Consider the following 19,041-nt stretch of genomic DNA (forward strand, 5'->3'; position numbering starts at 1 on the left):
TGATGCCTTACCAGCCGCGGTTGGCGTAGCGCTCGGCCTCGGGGAGGGTGTCGCAGTTGATGCCGACCATGGCCTCGCCGAGGTTGCGGGACGCGTCCGCGATGATCTTGGGGTCGTCGTAGAAGGTGGTGGCCTTCACGATGGCGGCGGCGCGCGCGGCCGGGTCGCCCGACTTGAAGATGCCGGAGCCGACGAAGACACCCTCGGCACCGAGCTGGCGCATCAGGGCGGCGTCGGCGGGGGTGGCGACGCCACCGGCCGAGAAGAGGACCACCGGCAGCTTGCCAAGATCGGAGACCTCCTTGACCAGCTCGTACGGGGCGCGCAGGTCCTTGGCGGCGGCGTACAGCTCGTTGTTGTCGAAGCCGCGCAGCCTGGCTATCTCGTTCTTGATCTGGCGCAGGTGACGCACGGCCTCGACGACGTTGCCGGTGCCGGCCTCGCCCTTGGAGCGGATCATGGCCGCGCCCTCGGCGATGCGGCGCAGGGCCTCGCCCAGGTTGGTGGCACCACACACGAACGGGGTCGTGAAGGCGAACTTGTCGCTGTGGTTGACCTCGTCGGCCGGGGTCAGGACCTCGGACTCGTCGATGTAGTCGACGCCGAGGGACTGGAGCACCTGGGCCTCGACGAAGTGGCCGATGCGGGACTTGGCCATGACGGGGATGGAGACGGCCTCGATGATCTCTTCGATCATGTTCGGGTCGGACATCCGGGCCACGCCGCCGTCCTTGCGGATGTCGGCCGGGACCCGCTCCAGGGCCATGACGGCCACGGCACCCGCGTCCTCGGCGATCTTCGCCTGCTCGGCGTTGACCACGTCCATGATGACGCCGCCCTTGAGCTGCTCGGCCATGCCGCGCTTGACGCGCGCGGTGCCGGTCTCGGGCGACTGGTTGCTGCTGGAAGAGGTGGTGGACACGGAGTTGACCTCGCTCGCTGAAGACGGGTTCCTGCGCCTACGAGGAAACTCCCGGCGACCAGTCCACAGCAAGGGCCAATGGATGACCGGTGGCTCATTTTTCCCCGACGCCCCTGGTCAGCGTGGACGGGATGGCCCTGAGGGGCCTACGTGGTGGCGCGGTCGGCCAGGGCGACCGGCGGCTCGTCGTCCATCTCGAAGGCCATCGGGAACGGCGCGTGCCCCGCGAGGCGGAACCAGCGGACCTTGCGGTGCCTGCGCAGGGCGCGGGCCGCGCGTACGGCGTCGTTGTGGAAGCGCCTGGCCATCGGCACCCGCCGTACGGCGGCGGCCAGCTCGGTCGCCGCCTCGTCGCCGCCGGGGGCCTCGCGCACCACCTCGACCTGCTGCACCTCCCCGAAGATCGCGCGCAGGGCCTGGCTGAGCTCGCTCTCCGCGACCTCCCGGTGCTCCTCCTCCGCCTGCCGGGCCGCGTGTGCCGCTTCGTAGAGCACGATGGAGGCCGCGGGGTCGAGCACCCCGGACGTGGCCAGCTCCTGGGCGACCGAGGCGCGGCGCAGCAACTGGGCGTCGAGGGCGGCGCGGGCCGCGTCGATGCGGGCGTGCAGCCGGTCGAGGCGGCCCGCGGTCCAGCTCAGGTAGAGGCCGACCGCGAAGAGGGCCACCGCGATCCAGATCAGTGTCGAGGTCACCGGCCCGAGGCTAGTCGAGCCGCCCCGCCCCCAGGACCGCCGGGTTCCCCTCGCCCACCGCCGGTCTCCCCCGGCCCGCGGCGATCAGTCCCGTGCGAGCCCGAACCGCGCCCGGAAGCCGGAGCGTTCGTCGGCGGCCACCGCCGTCGCTCCGTCCGTCACCGTCTCGTACACCGAGAGGATGTCGGCGCCCACCGTCGACCAGTCGAACCGGCGCACGTGCCTGCTGCCGCGCTCCCGCAGTTCGTCGCGGCGCGCGGGGTCGCCCAGGAGCCGCAGGGCCGCCGCGGCCAGGGAGTCCGCGTCCTCGTTGCCGAACAGGTCGCCCGCGGCGCCCTGGTCGAGCACCTGCGCGAAGGCGTCCAGATCGCTGGCGAGCACGGGTGCGCCCGCCGACATCGCCTCGACCAGGATGATCCCGAAGCTCTCGCCCCCGGTGTTGGGAGCGACGTACACGTCGACGCTGCGCAGCAGCCGCGCCTTGTCCTCGTCGCTGACCATGCCGAGGAACTCCACGCGCTCCCGCATCTCGACGGGCAGCGAGGAGACGGCCTCGTGCTCGTCGCCGCGTCCTGCCACGAGGAGCCGGGTGTCCGGGCGCTCGGCGAGGATCTGCGGCAGCGCCTTCATCAGGACCGGCAGGCCCTTGCGCGGCTCGTCGATGCGTCCGATGAAGCCGATCGTGCTGCCCTGCCACTCCGCCTTGGGCTCGACCTTCGCGAAGAAGTCGACGTCCACGCCGTTCGGGATGACGACCGCGTCGCCGCCCAGGTGCTCGACCAGCGTGCGGCGCGCGTACTCGCTCACCGCGATGCGCGCGCTGATCTTCTCCAGGGCGGGCTGCAGGATCGGATAGGCGGCGATCATCGCCCGCGAGCGCGGGTTGGACGTGTGGAACGTGGCGACGATCGGGCCCTGCGCCGCCCAGCACGCGAGCAGCCCGAGCGACGGCGAGGTCGGCTCGTGGATGTGGATGACGTCGAAGGTGCCCTCGTGCAGCCAGCGCCGTACCCGCGCCGCCGAGAGGAACCCGAAGTTGAGCCGGGCCACCGAGCCGTTGTACGGCACGGGGACGGCGCGGCCCGCCGAGACGACGTACGGCGGAAGGGGGGTCTCGTCGTCCGCGGGGGCCAGGACGGACACCTGGTGCCCGAGGCCGATCAGATGCTCCGCCAAGTCGCGGATGTGGAACTGGACGCCGCCCGGCACGTCCCACGAGTAGGGGCAGACGATGCCGATCCTCACGGCGCGGTCCCTCCGGCCGGACGTCCGGACCCTTCGGCGGGCCCCTTCACGGGGTCGAGATCAGCGAGCCACAAGCGCTGCAGCATGTGCCAGTCCTCCGGATGGTCGGCGATACCCGTGGCGAAGGCGTCTGCCAGCGCCTGCGTCATGACAGACGTCTTCTCCTTGCGGGTACCTGTCTCGGGGACATCGACGGGGGCGTGAACACGCCCCTTCATGACAGGCGTCTCGTCGAACCAGAGGGTGGCCGGCAGCAGCAGCGCCCCCGTGTGCTGCGCGAGCATCGCGGGCCCTGCGGGCATCCGCGCGGTGTCCCCGAAGAACTTGACCTCGACGCCGGACTCCGAGAGGTCCCGGTCCGCGACGAGGCAGACGAGGCCGCCCGCGCGCAGCCGGCGCGCCAGGGTGCCGAAGGCGGAGCCGCCCTCGTGCGGCAGGACCTCCATGCCCAGGCCCTCGCGGTAGGCGACGAAACGGTCGTACAGCGTCTCGGGCTTGAGGCGCTCGGCGACCGTCGTGAACGGCGTGTCCAGCTTCGTGGTGACCCATGCGCCCGCCAGGTCCCAGTTGCCCAGGTGCGGAAGGGCCAGAATGACGCCCTTGCCGGAGGCCAGGCCGTCCGTCAGACGGTGGAGGTCGTTGATGGCGACGCCTGCCCCGATGCGCTCCCGGCTCCAGGACGGCAGCCGGAACGACTCCATCCAGTAGCGCAGGTACGAGCGCATGCCCGCCCTCGACAGCTCGCGCAGGCGCTCCGGGCTCGCGTCGGGCACCACGCGCGCGTAGTTCGCCTCGAGGCGCAGGACGCCCTTGCCGCGCCGCTTCCACGCGGCGTCGGCGATGGTTCGGCCCAGGCGCACCGCGACCGGCTCGGGGAGCTTCTTGACCGAGCTCCAGGCGGCTCCGTAGAGCGCGTCGGTCAGGCGGTCCTTCACGGCGTGGCCTCACTGCCCTGTGCGGGGGCCTCCGTGGCCGCGTCCGCCTCGGCGGACTCCCTGCGTACGGTCACGACGCGCTGGACGAGCGTGACGAGGCTGCCGACGGCGACGATCCACAGCGCGACGGGCAGCAGTACGTCGATGCCGGGGACGCCGAACTTGTGCAGTCCCGCGAGGCCCGCGGCGACCAGTGTGATCACCAGGCGCTCGGCGCGCTCCACCAGGCCGTTGACCGCGACGGGCAGGCCGATCGCCTCGCCGCGCGCCTTCGTGTACGAGACGACCTGGCCGCTGGCCAGGCAGAAGATGGAGACGGCGCACAGGATGTTGTCGTCGCCCGAGCCCGCGTACCAGAGCGCCAGGCCACCGAAGATCGCGCTGTCGGCGACCCGGTCGAGGGTCGAGTCCAGGAAGGCTCCCCAGCGGCTGGAGCGGCCCAGCTGCCGCGCCATGTTCCCGTCGACCAGGTCGGAGAACACGAAGAGCGTGATGACGATCGTGCCCCAGAAGAACTCCCCGCGGGGGAAGAAGGCCAGCGCGCCCGCCATCACCCCGGCGGTGCCGATGAGGGTGACCGCGTCGGGGCTCACGCCACGTCGGATGAGAAACGCGGCGAACGGTGTGAGAACACGCGTGAAGAATGCACGCGCGTACTTGTTCAGCATGGCCTTCCCGAGGGGTCGGTGAGCCGCGCGGCCCTGTTGGCCACCGGCTGGCCCATCGTAGTCACGCCCTTGACGGACCGGCTCGCCCCCTCACGATCGCGTACGACGTATGGACGCACAGTGACCCGGGTGGAAAGCTCGAAAGCACCGCGGGCGTCGCCGGAGCCGACCCGCACACGGCCCCGCACGTCCGCGAGCAGCCAGCATCCCCGAGGGGGCTGTGCCTCCTCACCGTGCACGTAACCGGGAGGCCAAGGCATGGGCGACAAGGCGAACGCACACCCCGGAGCCGCCGGCAGGGCTACAGCGGCCGACCACCCCGCGTCCGTACGGAATGTGGTGCTGGTCGGCCACAGTGGATCGGGCAAGACGACCCTCGTGGAGGCCCTCGCGCTGACCGCGGGGGCGGTGAACCGGGCGGGCCGGGTGGAGGACGGCACGGCCGTCTCCGACTACGACGACATCGAGCACCGGCAGCAGCGCTCCGTACAGCTGTCCCTGATCCCCGTCGAATGGGGCGGCTACAAGATCAACCTTCTGGACACACCCGGGTACGCCGATTTCGTCGGCGAGTTACGGGCCGGTCTGCGCGCCGCGGACGCGGCCCTTTTCATCGTCTCGGCGGCGGACGGCGTGGACGGCGCGACCCGCATGGTCTGGGAGGAGTGCGCGGCGGTCGGTATGCCGCGGGCCATCGTGGTGACCCATCTGGAGTCCGCTCGCGCCGACTTCAGGGAGATGACGCGGACGTGTGCCGAGGCCTTCGGCGCCGATGACCCCGACGCGGTGCTCCCGCTGTATCTGCCGCTGCACGGCGCCAAGGGCCCGGACGGGCACGCTCCGGTGACCGGCCTGGTCGGGCTGCTCTCGCAGCGGGTCTTCGACTACGCGTCCGGCGAACGCAAGGAGTCCGAACCCGGCGAGGACCAGCTCCCGGTCATCACCGAAGCACGGAACAAACTGATCGAGGGGATCATCGCCGAGAGCGAGGACGAGTCCCTCATGGACCGCTATCTCGGCGGCGAGGACCTCGACTTCAAGACACTCGTCGACGATCTGGAACGGGCCGTGGCGCGCGGCATCTTCCACCCCGTGCTCGCGGCGGCGCCGGCGGCCGAGGGCGCACGCCAGGGCATCGGCACGGTCGAGCTCCTGGAGCTGATCACGGGCGGCTTCCCCACCCCCCTGGAGCACCCTGCGCCCGCCGTCACCACTCCGGGCGGCAAGGCGCGCCCCGCGCTGAGCTGCGACCCCGACGGCCCGCTCGTCGCCGAGGTGGTGAAGACGGCGTCCGATCCCTACGTGGGGCGCGTCTCGCTCGTACGCGTCTTCTCCGGCACCCTGCGTCCCGAGGAGACCGTGCACGTCTCGGGGCACGGTCTGGCCGACCGCGGCCACGAGGGCCGCGCCCTCCACGAAGTGGACGAGCGCGTCGGCGCGCTCTCCTCCCCCTTCGGCAAGCAGCAGCGCCCCCTCACGCGCTGCATCGCGGGCGACATGGCCTGCGTGGCCAAGCTCAATCGCGCCGAGACGGGAGACACCCTTTCGGCCAAGGACGACCCGCTCCTGATGGAGCCCTGGGACATGCCGGACCCGCTCCTGCCGCTCGCCATCCAGGCACACAGCAAGGCGGACGAGGACAAGCTCTCCCAGGGGCTCTCCCGCCTGGTCGCCGAGGACCCCGCGATGCGCCTGGAACAGAACCAGGACACCCACCAGGTGGTCCTGTGGTGCCTGGGCGAGGCACATGCCGACGTCGCCCTCGAACGGCTGCGCAGCCGGTACGGCGTACAGGTCGACGTCGTGAGCCACAAGGTCTCCCTCCGGGAGACGTTCGCGGGCAAGTCGGCGGGGCGCGGCCGTCATGTGAAGCAGTCCGGCGGCCACGGGCAGTACGCGATCTGCGAGATCGAGGTCGAACCGCTGCCGGGCGGCAGCGGCATCGAGTTCGTCGACAAGGTGGTGGGCGGCGCCGTGCCGCGCCAGTTCATACCGTCCGTCGAGAAGGGCGTGCGGGCGCAGGCCGCGAAGGGGGTGGCCGCGGGCTATCCCCTGATCGACGTGCGCATCACGCTGCTCGACGGCAAGGCACACTCGGTGGACTCCTCCGACGCCGCGTTCCAGACGGCGGGCGCGCTCGCCCTGCGCGAGGCCGCCGCCGAAGCCCGGATCCATCTCCTGGAGCCGGTGGCCGAGGTGCGGGTGCTGGTCGGCGACGACCATGTGGGGCCGGTGATGAGCGACTTCTCGGGACGCCGCGGCCGGGTGGTCGGCACCGAGCAGGCGCCGGGCGGGCGCACGCTCGTACGGGCCGAGGTGCCGGAGATCGAGATCGGGCGGTACGCCGTGGATCTGCGGTCCCTCTCGCAGGGCACCGCGCGTTTCAGCCGCACGTACGCACGGCACGAACCCATGCCGCCCCAGCTCTCCGAGAGGATCCGCGAACAGGCCCAGGACGTCTCCTAGTCGAGTCCCGGTCGAGGATTTCCGGCAGGGCGTACCGATGCGCCCTGCCGGATGTCGGTGCGCACCGATACGCTGATGACCTGATCAACAGGTGTGCAGGGCAAGGAAGTCGGGAAGAGCCGCAGCAGCGAAACAGTGCGGCGATGGGGGCGGCAGTGGCGGACGACGTATTCGACTTCAGGCCCGGGGCCCAGGTCCCGCTGTCCGGGGCCGCGGGGCAGACGGCGGCGACCCATGCCCTCGCCTCGGCCGCGTACCGCGACGACAAGGTGTCGAAGATCCTCGACGCCAACAACGAATGGCACAAGTCCGAGGTGCACAAGGGCCTCTGGTCGCTCTGCGCGCCCAATCTGGGCGAGGCCTTCGCCCGGGCCGTGCAGGTGCGGATGCTCGGCGGCGCCCGCAAACCGCTCATCCAGTCCTTCGGCATGGAGCCGCAGTCGATCGTCGAGCACTGCCTCGCGGCGAGCAACATCCGCAAGGACCGCGACCGCTGGCTCACCGTCGTGATGGTGCTGTGCGGACTGCTGTTCCTGCCGGGACTCCTCGTCTGGCTGCTGCTGTTCACCATCAAGCAGGCGGTGGTCAAGCGGGACAACAAGCGGGCGAGCGCGATCGCGACGGCCGTCATGGTGGCCGTGGGCGTCCTGGCCGTGATCTTTCTCATCAAGCTGCCGGTCGACGGCCTCCTCGGCTGGTACATCCGCGCGGCGATCGTCGTCCCGGTGGCGGGCTGGTTCTGGGCCAAGCTGATCGCCGAGCGCACCGCGAGAGACCTCCGCGAGCGCTGGTCGAGCCTGCTCTCCGGCGGCGGCATCGGCGCGAAGATCCCCGAGGCGGTGCCGGGCAGCCCGGGCGAGACGGCCGCCGAGCAGCTCCGCCAGGGCCTGGCCCGCCTCTCCGCCGAGCAGCAGAGCAACTCGGTCTTCTACGCGGGGCCCAAGGGAATACTGGGCATGGGCACGCGCTGGGGCAGCTGGCAGCTGGCCGAGGAGCTGGTCGCCGGCAAGGAGGGCACGGAGATCCACCCGTTCCGCAGCTGGGACGTCATACGGGCGGTGCACGACCAGCTGCGCCTCCTGGAGCGCGGCCCCCTGCACACCGGCGGTTTCCCGAAGCCGTCGATAAAGCACTGGATCGTCACCCCCATCGGGGAGAACGCGAAGGCGGTGGCGCGCCCCTCGGGCACGGAGGTCGAGGCCTTCCAGGTCCGGGGCCACGAGATACAGCGGATCTGCAACGAGCAGCAGTTCGGCGGCGGCAACCGGCACTATCTGGGCTGCCAGTTCACGCTCTGGGACGGCCAGTTGGTCATCACGATGCTGATCACGGTGACCGTCCTGCACGAGACCCTGCGCATCGAGGTCACCGGCCACGCGCTCGGCCCGGTCCACTCCCTGTTCACGAGCAAGCCCGACCCCAAGGTCAAGAAGGTCTCCAAGCCCATCAAGTTCTGGGAGACCACGGAGCGCAAGCTGCCCCTGGTCGACGCGGACGAGGTGGTACGCCTCGCGCTGCGGGCGCCCTTCACCTGGTATCCCCCGCTCCTTGACCACCTCGGCGGCAAGCTGGTCCTGCCCGAGCCCTTCGGCCTGCGGCACGCCTGGGCGGACAAGCCGTGGCGGCACCGCTTCATGGCGGACGACGCCCTGCGGGCGGCCACGCCGGTGCTGCGCGTGGTGCACTCGGCGGCCATCAAGGTGCTCGAGGAGAACGGCGTCAACACGGAGAAGTTCGGTGCGCGCTCCGGCTTCCTCAGCGGTGCGGTCCAGGACCCGATGCCGAGGAAGGCGGACGTGTACGACGCGTAGGTCCTAGCGGGTGGCGGGCCAGGCGTCGGCCAGCATCTTGCGGGTGTCCGCGAGCAGCTGCGGCAGGATCTTCGTGTGCCCGACGACCGGCATGAAGTTCGTGTCCCCGCCCCAGCGCGGCACGACGTGCTGGTGCAGATGCGCGGCGATGCCGGCGCCCGCCACGGTGCCCTGGTTCATGCCGATGTTGAACCCGTGGGCGCCGGACGCGGCGCGCAGGGCCGTCATGGCCTGCTTGGTGAGCTCGCCGAGTTCGGCCGTCTCCGGGGCGGTCAGCTCGGTGTAGTCGGCGACGTGACGGTAGGGCACGACCATCAGATGGCCGCCGTTGTACGGGTAGAGGTTGAGCACCGCGTACACCTGCTCGCCGCGCGCGATGACCAGGCCGTCCTCGTCGGATTTGGCCGGGATGGTGCAGAAGGGGCAGCCGTCGTCGGCGCCCGGACCGCTCGGCTTGTTCTCGCCCTGGATGTACGCCATCCGGTGGGGCGTCCACAGGCGCTGGAACGCGTCCTGCGTCCCCACTCCGATCTGCTGCTCCGGCTCACTCGTCATGCAGTGCAGCATATGACTTGCCGCGATCGGAGCGTGTCGGCGGGGCGCCCGCCGGGCGCAGCACGGCGAAGCTGGGTCGATGACCGATGAAAGCCGTCAGACACGCTGGGAGCGCCGCACGGAAGCACTCCTCGCCGTGGCGTCACTCCTCTATCTGACCTCGTACGCGGTACAGGTCCTGGCCTCGGGGCTGCCCCGGGCATGGCGGGACATCTGCCTCGCGGTGCTCTGCGCGGCCTGGGCCCTGTTCGCCGTGGACTACGCGGTGCGGTGGCGGCTGAGCGGGCAGGGCCTGCGTTTTGTGCGCAGCCACTGGCTGGACACCGTGGTCCTCGTCCTGCCCCTGCTGCGGCCGCTGCGCGTCGTGCACGTCTACGAGGCCGTCCAGCGCAGGCACGGCAGGCCGCGTCTCACGCTGCACGCGCGCGTAGTCACGTATGCCGGGCTTTCGGCGCTGCTCCTCGGCTTCACCGGGGCGCTCGCCGTCTACCAGCACGAGCACTCGGCTCAGGGCGCCACGATCCGTACCTTCGGGGACGCGGTGTGGTGGACCGCGGCCACGCTCTCGACGGTGGGCTACGGCGACGTGGCGCCCGTGACACCCGTGGGGCGCCTGGTCGCGGTGGGCGTGATGCTCGGCGGGCTCGCGCTGCTCGGCGCGGTGACGGGGTCGTTCTCGTCGTGGCTGCTTCAGGTGTTCGCGCGGGAGGACGAGAAGAGGCCCCCGGGACGCTGAACGTCCCGGGGGCCTCTCGCTCGCTCACGTCACACCTGTACGCGGCTCTCCACCACGTCCAGGAGCTTGGCCAGCGCCTGCTCGCGCGGAATGCCGTTCTCCTGCGAGCCGTCGCGGTAGCGGAAGGAGATCGTGCCCGCGTTCATGTCGTCGTCACCGACGATGATCATGAACGGGACCTTCTGCTTCTGCTGCGTCCTGATCTTCTTCTGCATGCGGTCCGAGGAGGCGTCCACCTCGACCCGCAGGCCCTTCTTCCTGGCGTCGGCCGCGAACTCCTGGAGGTAGGGGATGTGCGCGTCCCCGACGGGGATGCCCACGGCCTGCACGGGGGCGAGCCACGGCGGCATCGCGCCCGCGTAGTGCTCCAGGAGCACCGCGAAGAACCGCTCGATGGAACCGAAGAGCGCACGGTGGATCATCACAGGACGCTGCTTGGAGCCGTCCGGCGAGGTGTATTCGAGGTTGAAGCGCTCCGGCAGGTTGAAGTCCAGCTGCACGGTCGACATCTGCCAGGTGCGGCCGATGGCGTCCTTGCACTGCACGGAGATCTTCGGGCCGTAGAAGGCGGCGCCGCCCGGGTCCGGGACCAGCGGGAGGCCCTGCTTCTCGGCGACCTGCTGGAGCGTCGCGGTGGCCTCTTCCCAGATCTCGTCGGAGCCGACGAACTTCTCCGGGTCCTTGGTGGAGAGCTCGAGGTAGAAGTCGGTCAGGCCGTAGTCGCGCAGGAGGTTCAGGACGAAGGTGAGCGTCTTGTCGAGCTCGTCCGCCATCTGCTCCTTGGTGCAGTAGATGTGCGCGTCGTCCTGGGTGAAGCCGCGGGCCCGGGTCAGACCGTGCACGACGCCCGACTTCTCGTAGCGGTACACCGTGCCGAACTCGAAGAGGCGCAGCGGCAGTTCACGGTAGGAACGCCCGCGCGCATCGAAGATCAGGTTGTGCATCGGGCAGTTCATGGGCTTGAGGTAGTAGTCCACGCCCTCGTCGAGCTGCATGGGGGGGTACATGCCGTCGGCGTACCAGTCCAGGTGGCCCGAGGTCTCGAAGAGCTTCCCCTTGGTGGCGTGCGGGGTGTAGACGAACTCGTACCCCTCCTCCTCGTGGCGGCGCCGCGAGTAGTCCTCCATGACCCGGCGGATGATGCCGCCCTTGGGGTGGAAGACCGCGAGGCCCGAGCCGATCTGCTCCGGGATGGAAAAGAGGTCCAGCTCGCTGCCGAGCTTGCGGTGGTCGCGCTTCTCGGCCTCGGCGAGGAACTCCAGGTGGGCCTTGAGCTCGTCCTTGGTGGGCCAGGCGGTGCCGTAGATGCGCTGGAGCATCGGGTTCTTCTCGCTGCCCCGCCAGTACGCGGCGGCGTTGCGCATCAGCTTGAACGCCGGGATGTTGCGCGTGGTGGGCAGGTGGGGACCGCGGCAGAGGTCCTTCCAGCACAGGTCGCCGGTCTTCGGGTCGAGGTTGTCGTAGATGGTCAGCTCGCCGCCGCCCACCTCGACGTCCGCGCCGTCGTCGCTGGAGGCGGAGCCCTTGATGCCGATGAGCTCCAGCTTGTACGGCTCGTCGGCGAGCTCCTCGCGGGCGGCCTCATCGGTGACGACGCGGCGCGAGAAGCGCTGGCCGCGCTTCTGGATCTCCTGCATCTTCTTCTCGATGGCCTTGAGGTCCTCGGGCGTGAAGGGCTTCTCGACGTCGAAGTCGTAGTAGAAGCCGTTCTGGACCGGCGGGCCGATGCCCAGCTTCGCCTCGGGGAAGAGCTCCTGCACGGCCTGCGCCATCACGTGGGCGGTCGAGTGGCGCAGGATGTTCAGGCCGTCCTCGGAGGAGATCTCGACCGGCTCGACCTCCTCGCCGTCCCGCACCTCGTACGCCAGGTCCTTCAGCTCGCCGGCCACGCGGGCGGCGACGATGGTGCGCTCACCGGAGAAGAGTTCGGCGGCCGTAGTGCCCGTCGTCACCACGCGCTCTTCCCGCTCGGAATCGCGTTGGATGATCACACGGACGTCTGACACCGGTCTTCTCCTACCTGAAGGGGGTCGCGGCAGATCTGCTTCTGCACGCGAAACGAATCGTACCGAGCCGGGGGCGCCCATCGCGAAACGGTTCTCTCCCCGGCCCCTGCCGCACCCCGCCTCAGTCCTCGCCGCACGCTCCCTCGAAGAAGTCGAGATGCTCCTGGAGCGACTTCATCAGGCGGTCCTTCTCCGACTCGTCCACCTGCACCGGCACCACCCCCGAGGCCCCGGTGAGCCGCCGGAACCCGCCCCGGCTCTCCAGGCGCCCGTGCACCCGGATCGGCAGCCCGACCAGGTGGGCATGGCCCGCGATGCGGTACGAGTCCTCGTCGAGGGTCATGCGTACGTGGGGGACGTCCACGCCCGCGAGCACCCGGACCCGCACGGTGCCCTCACCCCGCGGCCCCGACCGCCGCATCCGCACCACGGCCCCCGTGAGCCGCACCGGCATCGCGGGCTCGTCCCGCAGATAGCGGGCGCCCGCCTCCCGGAGCACCGGCAGATCGCCGGGCGAGAACTCCACGGGCCCGGCATCGACGGCGCATCCCTCGGGCACCCCGGCGGCGGGCGCCCACTCCACGGCGATCCGCGCCCCCTCCGTGCCCCGCACCAGGGCCACGACGGCCTCCGTCAGCTCATGGCTGGCGCCCGCCTCGACCGCGCCGTCGAAGGCGTCCATGCCCCCGGTGGCGCGCTGGTAGTCGACGGCCTCGCGGACCGCGTACAGCGCCTGGTGCAGGCGCACCGCGATGAGGCGCTCCTTCAGGACGGGCACGAACGCCGTGAGCTGCCGCCCGCCGGGAGCGGGGCCGACCAGGACGTTCTCCAGGGACGCGGCGGCGGGTCCGCGGTGCCGCGCCCCGTAGTACCCGGCACGGCCGCGTGCCGCGAGGGCTCCCGCGAGCAGCATCTGCCGTGCCGCCGAGCGCAGCTTCTCCTCCGCCGTCCAGGTCGCGGCGCCCGCCGGCCCTGCCGGGACATCGCGCCACCAGCGGATCTCGTCGCTGGGCACGGCGAGCCCGACAAGGACGTCGCGCGCGGAGGGCGTCGCGCTGCGCGCCAGGGCGGTGAGCGCCTCGCCGAGCAGGTCGTCGCAGTCGGGGAAGGCCCTGCTCTCCGGGACCAGCAGACTGGTGCCGCCACCGCCGGGCCCCGGCGGGGTCCAGCGGGCGTAGCGGCCCGCCGCTCCCCCGCGCCGGTGCCAGCCGTGCCGGTCGAGCAGTACGCCGAGCACGGCGGGGTCGACCTGCGAGGGGTCGGGGGGATCGTGCCGGCCCAGTGGATCGGCCCGGGGGCCCGCGGCATCGACGGGGTGCGGGCGAACGGGGCGTAGCGGCTCTTCGATCGGGCGGTGCATCAGGGTCTCCCTCCCGTCCCGACCCGCGTCATGATCTCGCAGAGGGCCCTGTCGTCGAAGATCCGCGAGGTCGGGACGCGCACGGTGGTCCTGCGCCGGCCGGTCACCTGGTGTCCGGCGAGGTTGGTCCAGTAGCAGCAGTGCCGCAGGTCGAGCCGGTCGTGCCCCGCGCGCAGCCAGTCGTCCTGCGACCGGGGCACGAGCATCACGACCAGGATCTTGTGCACCGCGACCGGGGTCCTGGCGAGCTTCTCCAGGTGCGGGTTGTCGAGAGTGAAGGAGAAAGCCGGACCCGCCGGGTTAGGCGGTATCTGGTAGGTGCACTTGAGCTGCACCTTGATGGTGACTTCGTCGTCGACCGTGTGCCCCGGGGCGCTGTGGCTGACGTGCCAGTCGATTCCGTTGTCGGGAAAGGGCTGCGAGAGCGAGCACCCCGCCGCGGCGGCGACAGCGTGCAGATAGCCCACCTGGAGGGTCTCCATACAGGCGGTGGTGGCGAGTGTGCCGCGCGGCGGTGCGATCCGCTCGGGCAGCAGCCCACCCTGTTCGGGCTGCGCGAGCGACATGTCCAACGTGCCTTCCGAACCAGTGAATCCCCGCTTCGGGCGGGTCAACTTCCAAACCCTGTACCTCTGTTGTCTCCGGGCCGCGTACGGCGCAAACGGGCCGGGTATCACCGGTGTGGGCAGGGGGAGGAAAGCCATCTGCCGGACATGATCGAGGAGTTGCGTCACTATGACGTGCTGGTACGAGGGGCCCTTGGCCGCATTCGACACGGAGACCACGGGCGTCGACGTCGAGACCGACCGCATTGTGTCGGCCGCCGTCGTCGTCCAGCAAGGCGCGGGGACCCGACCGCGCATCACCCGCTGGCTGGTGAACCCGGGCGTTCCGGTGCCCGAGAGCGCCACGGCGGTGCACGGCCTGACGGAGGAACATCTTCAGCACAACGGCCGCTGGCCCGCGCCGGTGATGGAGGAGATAGCGAGGGAGCTGGCGGAGCAGGGCGCGGCGGGCCGCCCCATCGTCGTCATGAACGCACCCTTCGATCTGACGCTCCTGGACCGGGAGTTGCGCAGGCACCGCGCCTCGTCCCTCGGTCACTACATGGCGGGCTCGTCCCTGTGCGTCCTGGATCCCCGCGTCCTGGACAAGCAGCTCGACCGGTACCGCAAGGGCCGCCGCACCCTGACCGATCTGTGTGCGCACTACGCGGTGGAACTGGACGGGGCGCACGACGCGGCGGCCGACGCACAGGCCGCGCTGGACGTCGTACGGGCCGTCGGCCGGCGTTTCGCCTCCCGGCTCGAACGGCTGTCGCCGGCCGAGCTGCACGCGTTGCAGGCGGTGTGGCATGCGGCGCAGGCGCGCGGTCTGCAGGCCTGGTTCGCGCGCAGCGGTACGCCGGAGACGGTGGATCCCGCATGGCCGCTGCGCCCGGAAATGCCCGCGGCCGCCTGAGGGTTGCCGCTTCGGGCAGCCGCACATCAGGGCATGAAAAAACCGGTCCGTCGATGACGGACCGGCATTCTCCGGGTGGGCGATACTGGGTTCGAACCAGTGACCTCTTCGGTGTGAACGAAGCGCTCTCCCACTGAGCTAATCGCCCGGGAACGGACTGAACAATACAGGTCCACGCGGGTCTCCGACAAACCGCTTGTGCGAAAGCCGTCAGCCCCGCCCGAGGTGCGCCCTCAGGCCTCGCTCGCCCGCGCGCATCATCAGCGCGTGGTTGAGGAGGAAGACGGGTCTGCCGGGGACGGCGAAGCGTCGCATCAGCGGCTTTCGCACCACCACTTCCTGGTCGTAGAGCGCCCGCGTCCCGCCCGGCGCGGCCGCGACGGTCCAGCGCGCCCAGCCGTCCAGATCCCCGGTCATCGCCAGCTCCAGGATCCCGGCCGCCTGGTCGCGGCGCCGTTCCTCGCCGGTGACGAACAGGTCGTACGGCAGGAGGGAGCGGAAGCGGGCGGTGCCGGTGCGCTCGTCGACGGGCGTCACCTCGCGCACCTGTGGCCACCACGCCGGATAGTCCTCGGCGCGTTCGAGGACGGCGAAGACGTCGGCGGGCGGCGCGGGCACGTTCCAGACGCTGCGGAAGCGGTAGTGGCTCCAGTCCATGGATCGAGTCTCCCGTCCGAACGCCGGATCTGAGTACGTGCTGAGTATCCGCGCCCATGCCCGGCGCGGTGTCCTGCACCACACTCCACGGACATGACGAACATTCCGCCCCCGGCCGAGGAACTCCGCTTCCTCGACCTGGAGCTGCGCCGACTCGACGCACGCAGGACGCAGTTGCTGCAACGCCGTGCCTGGCTGGTCGGCGTCCTCCGGACGGCGACCGGTCCCGCGTCCGCCACCACGTCCGCCGCCTCGTCCGCTCCCGTAGCCGCTCCCCCGCGGCCGGTCCGCTCTCCGGACGCGTCCCCGCCGAGCGTCCAGAACGTGCTGCTCACCCTGGGCGGCATCCTGCTGACCGTCGCGGCGATCGCCTTCACGCTGGTGAGCTGGGGCCATCTGGGCATCGGCGGGCGCGGCGCGGTTCTGGCGGCCGTGACGCTGACGGCGCTGGGTGTGCCCGTGCTGCTGCTGCGCCGGAAGCTGCGTTCGACGGCGGAGACGGTGGCCGCGCTCGGCCTCGCCCTGACAGTCCTCGACGCGTACGCCCTGCGTGTCGTCGCGCTGCCGGAGGCCGACGCGCTCGGCTACACGGCTGCCGCGTCGGGCGTGCTGGCGGCGCTGTGGGCGGCGTACGGCCTGGTCTTCCGCGAACTGCGGCTGCCTCTGCCGCTCGCCGTGGCGAGCGCTCAACTGCCCCTGTTCCTCTGGGCCCGCGCAGCGGACGCGGGTGAGCACGGGACGGTGGCGGCGCTCCTGGTGACGGCGGCGTTCGACGCGGCGGTCGCGCTGCGGGTCGGCGACGCCGGCGTACGTGCCGTCGCCACGGTCTTCGCCTGCGCCGCGGGCCTGTGGGGCGCGGCGGGCGCCGGCTTCCTGTCCTGGTCGGCGACGGATCTGTCCGGCGCGGCGCGGGCGGGCGCACTGCTGCTTCTCGCGGCGTCGATCGCTCTGGTGGCGGCGTGGCTGATCACGCCTGCGCCGCGGGCGACGGGCGCGGCGTTCGCGGGCGGTCTGCTCGTGGCGTCGGCGGCCGGCGGCGTGCTGCGCGAGGCGCTGCCGGACGCGTGGACGGTTCCCGGCCAGCTGGCGTGTGCCGTCGTGATGCTGGCGGTCATACGCACCGCGCTGCCGCGCCCGATGGTGCGCGGGATCGCCGGAGCGGCGCTCCTGGTGCACGCGCTCGCGGTCCTTTGGACACTGCCCGCGCTGGTCTCCGCGCTCGCCGGACCCGTCAGCCGGGCCGGAAAGGTCTGGTCGGGCGCGCCGCCGAACGCGGCGGACGCGGTCTTCACGGACGGACTTCCCGTGCACCACCCGACCATGGCATCGCTCGTGCTCGCCGTCGTCGCCGGTGTGCTGTTCGCGGGGGCGCGGTTCCTTCCCTCGGTCACGACGCAGACGCCCGGCCGAACCGAACAGGGGTCCGCTACGAGGACGCCCGCACCGCCCGGCGCCGAGACGACCGCGCCGCCAGGGAGCCCCGCCGCTGCGCCCGCCGTGACCCCTTCCGTGGCGCGGGCCGGTGCCCTCGTTCTGCTCTGGGCAGCGGGGTTCGTCCTGCCTCCCGCGCTTGAACTCCCCTACGCGGCCGGGGTCACGGCCCACATCGCGGTGGTCGCGGCTCTGCTGGGTACGGCGGCGCTCGCGGGGTCGAGGGCGATCGCCACGACCTCCCTGAGCCTGGCGGGCGCCTCCTCGGCGAGCGTCGCGTTCCTCGCCCTGGCGACCGCCTCCGCGACGCTCGGCACGCTGGCCGCCCTGACGGCGCTGTTCCTGGCGGCCACGGTCGTCGCGGCCCGCCGCCCGGAGCCGGTCGCGGGCGTGGCGCCCGTCGCCGTCTGCGCGGCCGTCTCGTACGCCGCCGCGCTCGCCTGCGCCTCGGGCGCCGCCATGGACCTGCGCCCGGAGCACACGGGGCTCCTGATGCTCGTCGTACCGGCGCTCGCCGCCCTGGCCGCGGCCCGGCTCGGACGTCATCCGCTGACGCCGCCGGTCGAGATCACCGGAGCCGTCACGGGCGGGCTCGCGATCATCCTCACCACGGGGCACGCGACGACCCTCGCCCTGGCTCTCGCGCTCGGCGGTGTCATCGCCGCCGGCACGGCACTGCGCGCGGACCGCGGGCCCGTCGGGTACGCGGCCGGGGTGCTCTTCCTCCTGGCGACCTGGGTGCGCCTCGCCGCCTGGGGCGTCGGAACCCCGGAGGCGTACACCCTGCCGGTCACCGTCCCGGCGCTCGTGATCGGCGTGCTGCGGTGCCGCCGCGCCCCGGAGACGTCCTCCTGGCCGGCTTACGGACCCGGCCTCGCGGCGACCCTCCTGCCGAGCCTGGTGGCCGCCTGGAGCGACGAGCACTGGCAGCGCCCGCTGCTCCTGGGCACGGCGGCCCTGCTGATCACGCTGACGGGCGCCCGGTACCGGCTACAGGGCCCGCTGCTGCTGGGCGGCACGGTCCTCGCCCTGGACGCGCTGCACGAACTGGCGCCCTACATCGTCCAAGCGGTGGACGCCCTGCCGCGCTGGCTGCCGCCCGCGCTCGCCGGACTCCTGCTGCTCGCCATCGGAGCGACGTACGAGAAAAGGCTGCGTGACGCCCGCCGGGTGCGCGACGTTCTCGGCAGAATGCACTGACTCCGCTTTCCGTGCGGCGGTCCGGCAGTCGGGCACTCCGGCAGTCAGGTAGTCCGGCAGTCGACGGGGCATCAATTCCCTTGTGCCGCACGGGAAATCCCGCGTATACGACTGCGGCCCGGAGGCTGTAAAGCCTCCGGGCCGCAGTTCCGGGGTGGGCGATACTGGGTTCGAACCAGTGACCTCTTCGGTGTGAACGAAGCGCTCTCCCACTGAGCTAATCGCCCCGGCGCACGGAGAACATTACCGCATGTCAGCGGGTGCTTCCGACCGCCCTGAGGTCACCCGGGGCCACCGGGGTCACTCCTTGATCTTCCACGGCATCTCGAGACCGAACTTCCAGACGTAGATCGCCACCAGCACGGCGATGATCACCAGACCGATGGTCGTCAGGATGATGTTCCGGCGGCGCACCTTGGGGTCGAGCGCACGCTGCGCCGCCTCGGTGACCTTCCGCTTCGTCCAGCGAAGCACCAGCTGGGCCCAGACGAACTCGGTCGCCCAGATCGCCATTCCCCCGAAGATCACCAGCCAGCCCGGCCCGGGCAGCGGCAGCATGATGATGCCCGCGACGACCACGGCGAGACCGACGATGAATACGCCCACCTGCCAGCTGAGGTGCAGCGCCTTGCGGGCCTGGATGAACTCCGGCGCACGCGATCCGAGCGGCTGTTCGTCCTTCGTACCGGTGATTGTTTCGGCAACCCCCGGCTCGTTACTCCCCGTATTCATACGGCCAAACCCTACCGGACGGAAACCGGTCACTGGAATGGGTGTACGCGCCGAACAAACAACCCGCCGTACGAGCTACCTAAAGACACCCAAAACCCTCAGAGGGGTTTACAACGGCACCGTAGGTGGCATGTCGATTTCGCCGACGTGCGAATCCCCGAGCG

Annotated in this window: 16 protein-coding genes and 2 tRNA genes; 5 read left to right on the forward strand and 13 right to left on the reverse strand. The window is 71.2% G+C overall.

Annotated features, from left to right (window positions below; translation table 11 throughout):
* Positions 1–7: 7 nt before the first annotated feature.
* From pdxS to pgsA, 5 genes are all read right to left on the reverse strand, one after another.
* Entirely contained in the window at positions 8–922 is a 915-nt protein-coding gene (gene pdxS, locus IE226_RS19155) for a pyridoxal 5'-phosphate synthase lyase subunit PdxS (protein WP_190082514.1), read from the reverse strand.
* A gap of 146 nt (positions 923–1,068) precedes the next feature.
* Positions 1,069–1,614, reverse strand: coding sequence for a LemA family protein (locus IE226_RS19160; protein ID WP_190082515.1), 546 nt, complete (start codon positions 1,612–1,614; stop codon positions 1,069–1,071).
* Positions 1,615–1,698: 84 nt separating this feature from the next.
* Positions 1,699–2,859, reverse strand: a complete 1,161-nt coding sequence (locus IE226_RS19165) for a glycosyltransferase family 4 protein (RefSeq protein ID WP_190082516.1) — start codon at positions 2,857–2,859, stop codon at positions 1,699–1,701.
* Positions 2,856–3,794 (reverse strand): phosphatidylinositol mannoside acyltransferase, encoded by a 939-nt coding sequence (locus tag IE226_RS19170; RefSeq protein ID WP_190082517.1) that lies wholly within the window; start codon positions 3,792–3,794, stop codon positions 2,856–2,858. Before IE226_RS19170 ends, IE226_RS19165 begins: the two co-directional genes overlap by 4 nt.
* Positions 3,791–4,462, reverse strand: coding sequence for a phosphatidylinositol phosphate synthase (pgsA, locus tag IE226_RS19175; RefSeq protein ID WP_190082518.1), 672 nt, complete (start codon positions 4,460–4,462; stop codon positions 3,791–3,793). Before pgsA ends, IE226_RS19170 begins: the two co-directional genes overlap by 4 nt.
* A gap of 258 nt (positions 4,463–4,720) precedes the next feature.
* Between pgsA and IE226_RS19180 the strand changes: the two genes are divergently transcribed.
* Positions 4,721–6,928 carry an elongation factor G-like protein EF-G2 gene (locus IE226_RS19180; RefSeq protein ID WP_190082519.1) on the forward strand — a complete coding sequence of 736 codons (2,208 nt, stop codon included), beginning with the start codon at positions 4,721–4,723 and terminating at the stop codon, positions 6,926–6,928.
* A gap of 143 nt (positions 6,929–7,071) precedes the next feature.
* The gene (locus IE226_RS19185; RefSeq protein ID WP_190082520.1) at positions 7,072–8,739 is read left to right on the forward strand and encodes an AbeC-like domain-containing protein; all 1,668 of its coding nucleotides are present in this window, start codon (positions 7,072–7,074) and stop codon (positions 8,737–8,739) included.
* Positions 8,740–8,742: 3 nt separating this feature from the next.
* Here the strand turns inward: IE226_RS19185 and IE226_RS19190 are convergent, their stop codons facing one another.
* The gene (locus IE226_RS19190; protein ID WP_190082521.1) at positions 8,743–9,306 is read right to left on the reverse strand and encodes an HIT family protein; all 564 of its coding nucleotides are present in this window, start codon (positions 9,304–9,306) and stop codon (positions 8,743–8,745) included.
* A gap of 67 nt (positions 9,307–9,373) precedes the next feature.
* Here IE226_RS19190 and IE226_RS19195 point away from each other — a divergent pair, with 67 nt between their 5' ends.
* Positions 9,374–10,030 carry a potassium channel family protein gene (locus IE226_RS19195; protein WP_190082522.1) on the forward strand — a complete coding sequence of 219 codons (657 nt, stop codon included), beginning with the start codon at positions 9,374–9,376 and terminating at the stop codon, positions 10,028–10,030.
* Between the two features lie 29 nt (positions 10,031–10,059).
* Here IE226_RS19195 and thrS read toward each other — a convergent pair whose 3' ends face one another.
* The 3 genes from thrS to IE226_RS19210 all read right to left on the reverse strand — a co-directional run bounded on the left by thrS (position 10,060) and on the right by IE226_RS19210 (position 13,962).
* Complete coding sequence (thrS, locus tag IE226_RS19200) at positions 10,060–12,036, reverse strand: threonine--tRNA ligase (RefSeq protein WP_190082523.1); 1,977 nt, start codon at positions 12,034–12,036, stop codon at positions 10,060–10,062.
* A 121-nt stretch (positions 12,037–12,157) separates the two neighbouring features.
* Entirely contained in the window at positions 12,158–13,399 is a 1,242-nt protein-coding gene (locus IE226_RS19205; protein ID WP_190082788.1) for a hypothetical protein, read from the reverse strand.
* Entirely contained in the window at positions 13,396–13,962 is a 567-nt protein-coding gene (locus tag IE226_RS19210) for a DUF4365 domain-containing protein (RefSeq protein WP_190082524.1), read from the reverse strand. The genes IE226_RS19205 and IE226_RS19210 overlap by 4 nt, the downstream gene beginning before the upstream one ends.
* A 169-nt stretch (positions 13,963–14,131) precedes the next feature.
* Here IE226_RS19210 and IE226_RS19215 point away from each other — a divergent pair, with 169 nt between their 5' ends.
* Entirely contained in the window at positions 14,132–14,857 is a 726-nt protein-coding gene (locus IE226_RS19215) for a 3'-5' exonuclease (RefSeq protein WP_190082525.1), read from the forward strand.
* Between the two features lie 76 nt (positions 14,858–14,933).
* On the opposite strand, the gene IE226_RS19220 is transcribed toward IE226_RS19215, so the two are convergent.
* Both IE226_RS19220 and IE226_RS19225 read right to left on the reverse strand, forming a co-directional pair.
* Positions 14,934–15,005 (reverse strand) — tRNA-Val (locus IE226_RS19220).
* A 62-nt stretch (positions 15,006–15,067) separates the two neighbouring features.
* The gene (locus tag IE226_RS19225; protein ID WP_190082526.1) at positions 15,068–15,514 is read right to left on the reverse strand and encodes an SRPBCC family protein; all 447 of its coding nucleotides are present in this window, start codon (positions 15,512–15,514) and stop codon (positions 15,068–15,070) included.
* Between the two features lie 93 nt (positions 15,515–15,607).
* Here IE226_RS19225 and IE226_RS19230 point away from each other — a divergent pair, with 93 nt between their 5' ends.
* Positions 15,608–18,145, forward strand: a complete 2,538-nt coding sequence (locus IE226_RS19230; protein WP_190082527.1) for an SCO7613 C-terminal domain-containing membrane protein — start codon at positions 15,608–15,610, stop codon at positions 18,143–18,145.
* Positions 18,146–18,300: 155 nt separating this feature from the next.
* On the opposite strand, the gene IE226_RS19235 is transcribed toward IE226_RS19230, so the two are convergent.
* A tRNA-Val gene (locus IE226_RS19235) sits at positions 18,301–18,372 on the reverse strand.
* A 73-nt stretch (positions 18,373–18,445) separates the two neighbouring features.
* Positions 18,446–18,877, reverse strand: a complete 432-nt coding sequence (locus tag IE226_RS19240; RefSeq protein WP_190082528.1) for a TIGR02611 family protein — start codon at positions 18,875–18,877, stop codon at positions 18,446–18,448.
* Between the last annotated feature and the right edge of the window lie 164 nt (positions 18,878–19,041).

The sequence above is a fragment of the Streptomyces longisporoflavus genome (assembly GCF_014649775.1).
GTDB lineage: Bacteria > Actinomycetota > Actinomycetes > Streptomycetales > Streptomycetaceae > Streptomyces > Streptomyces longisporoflavus.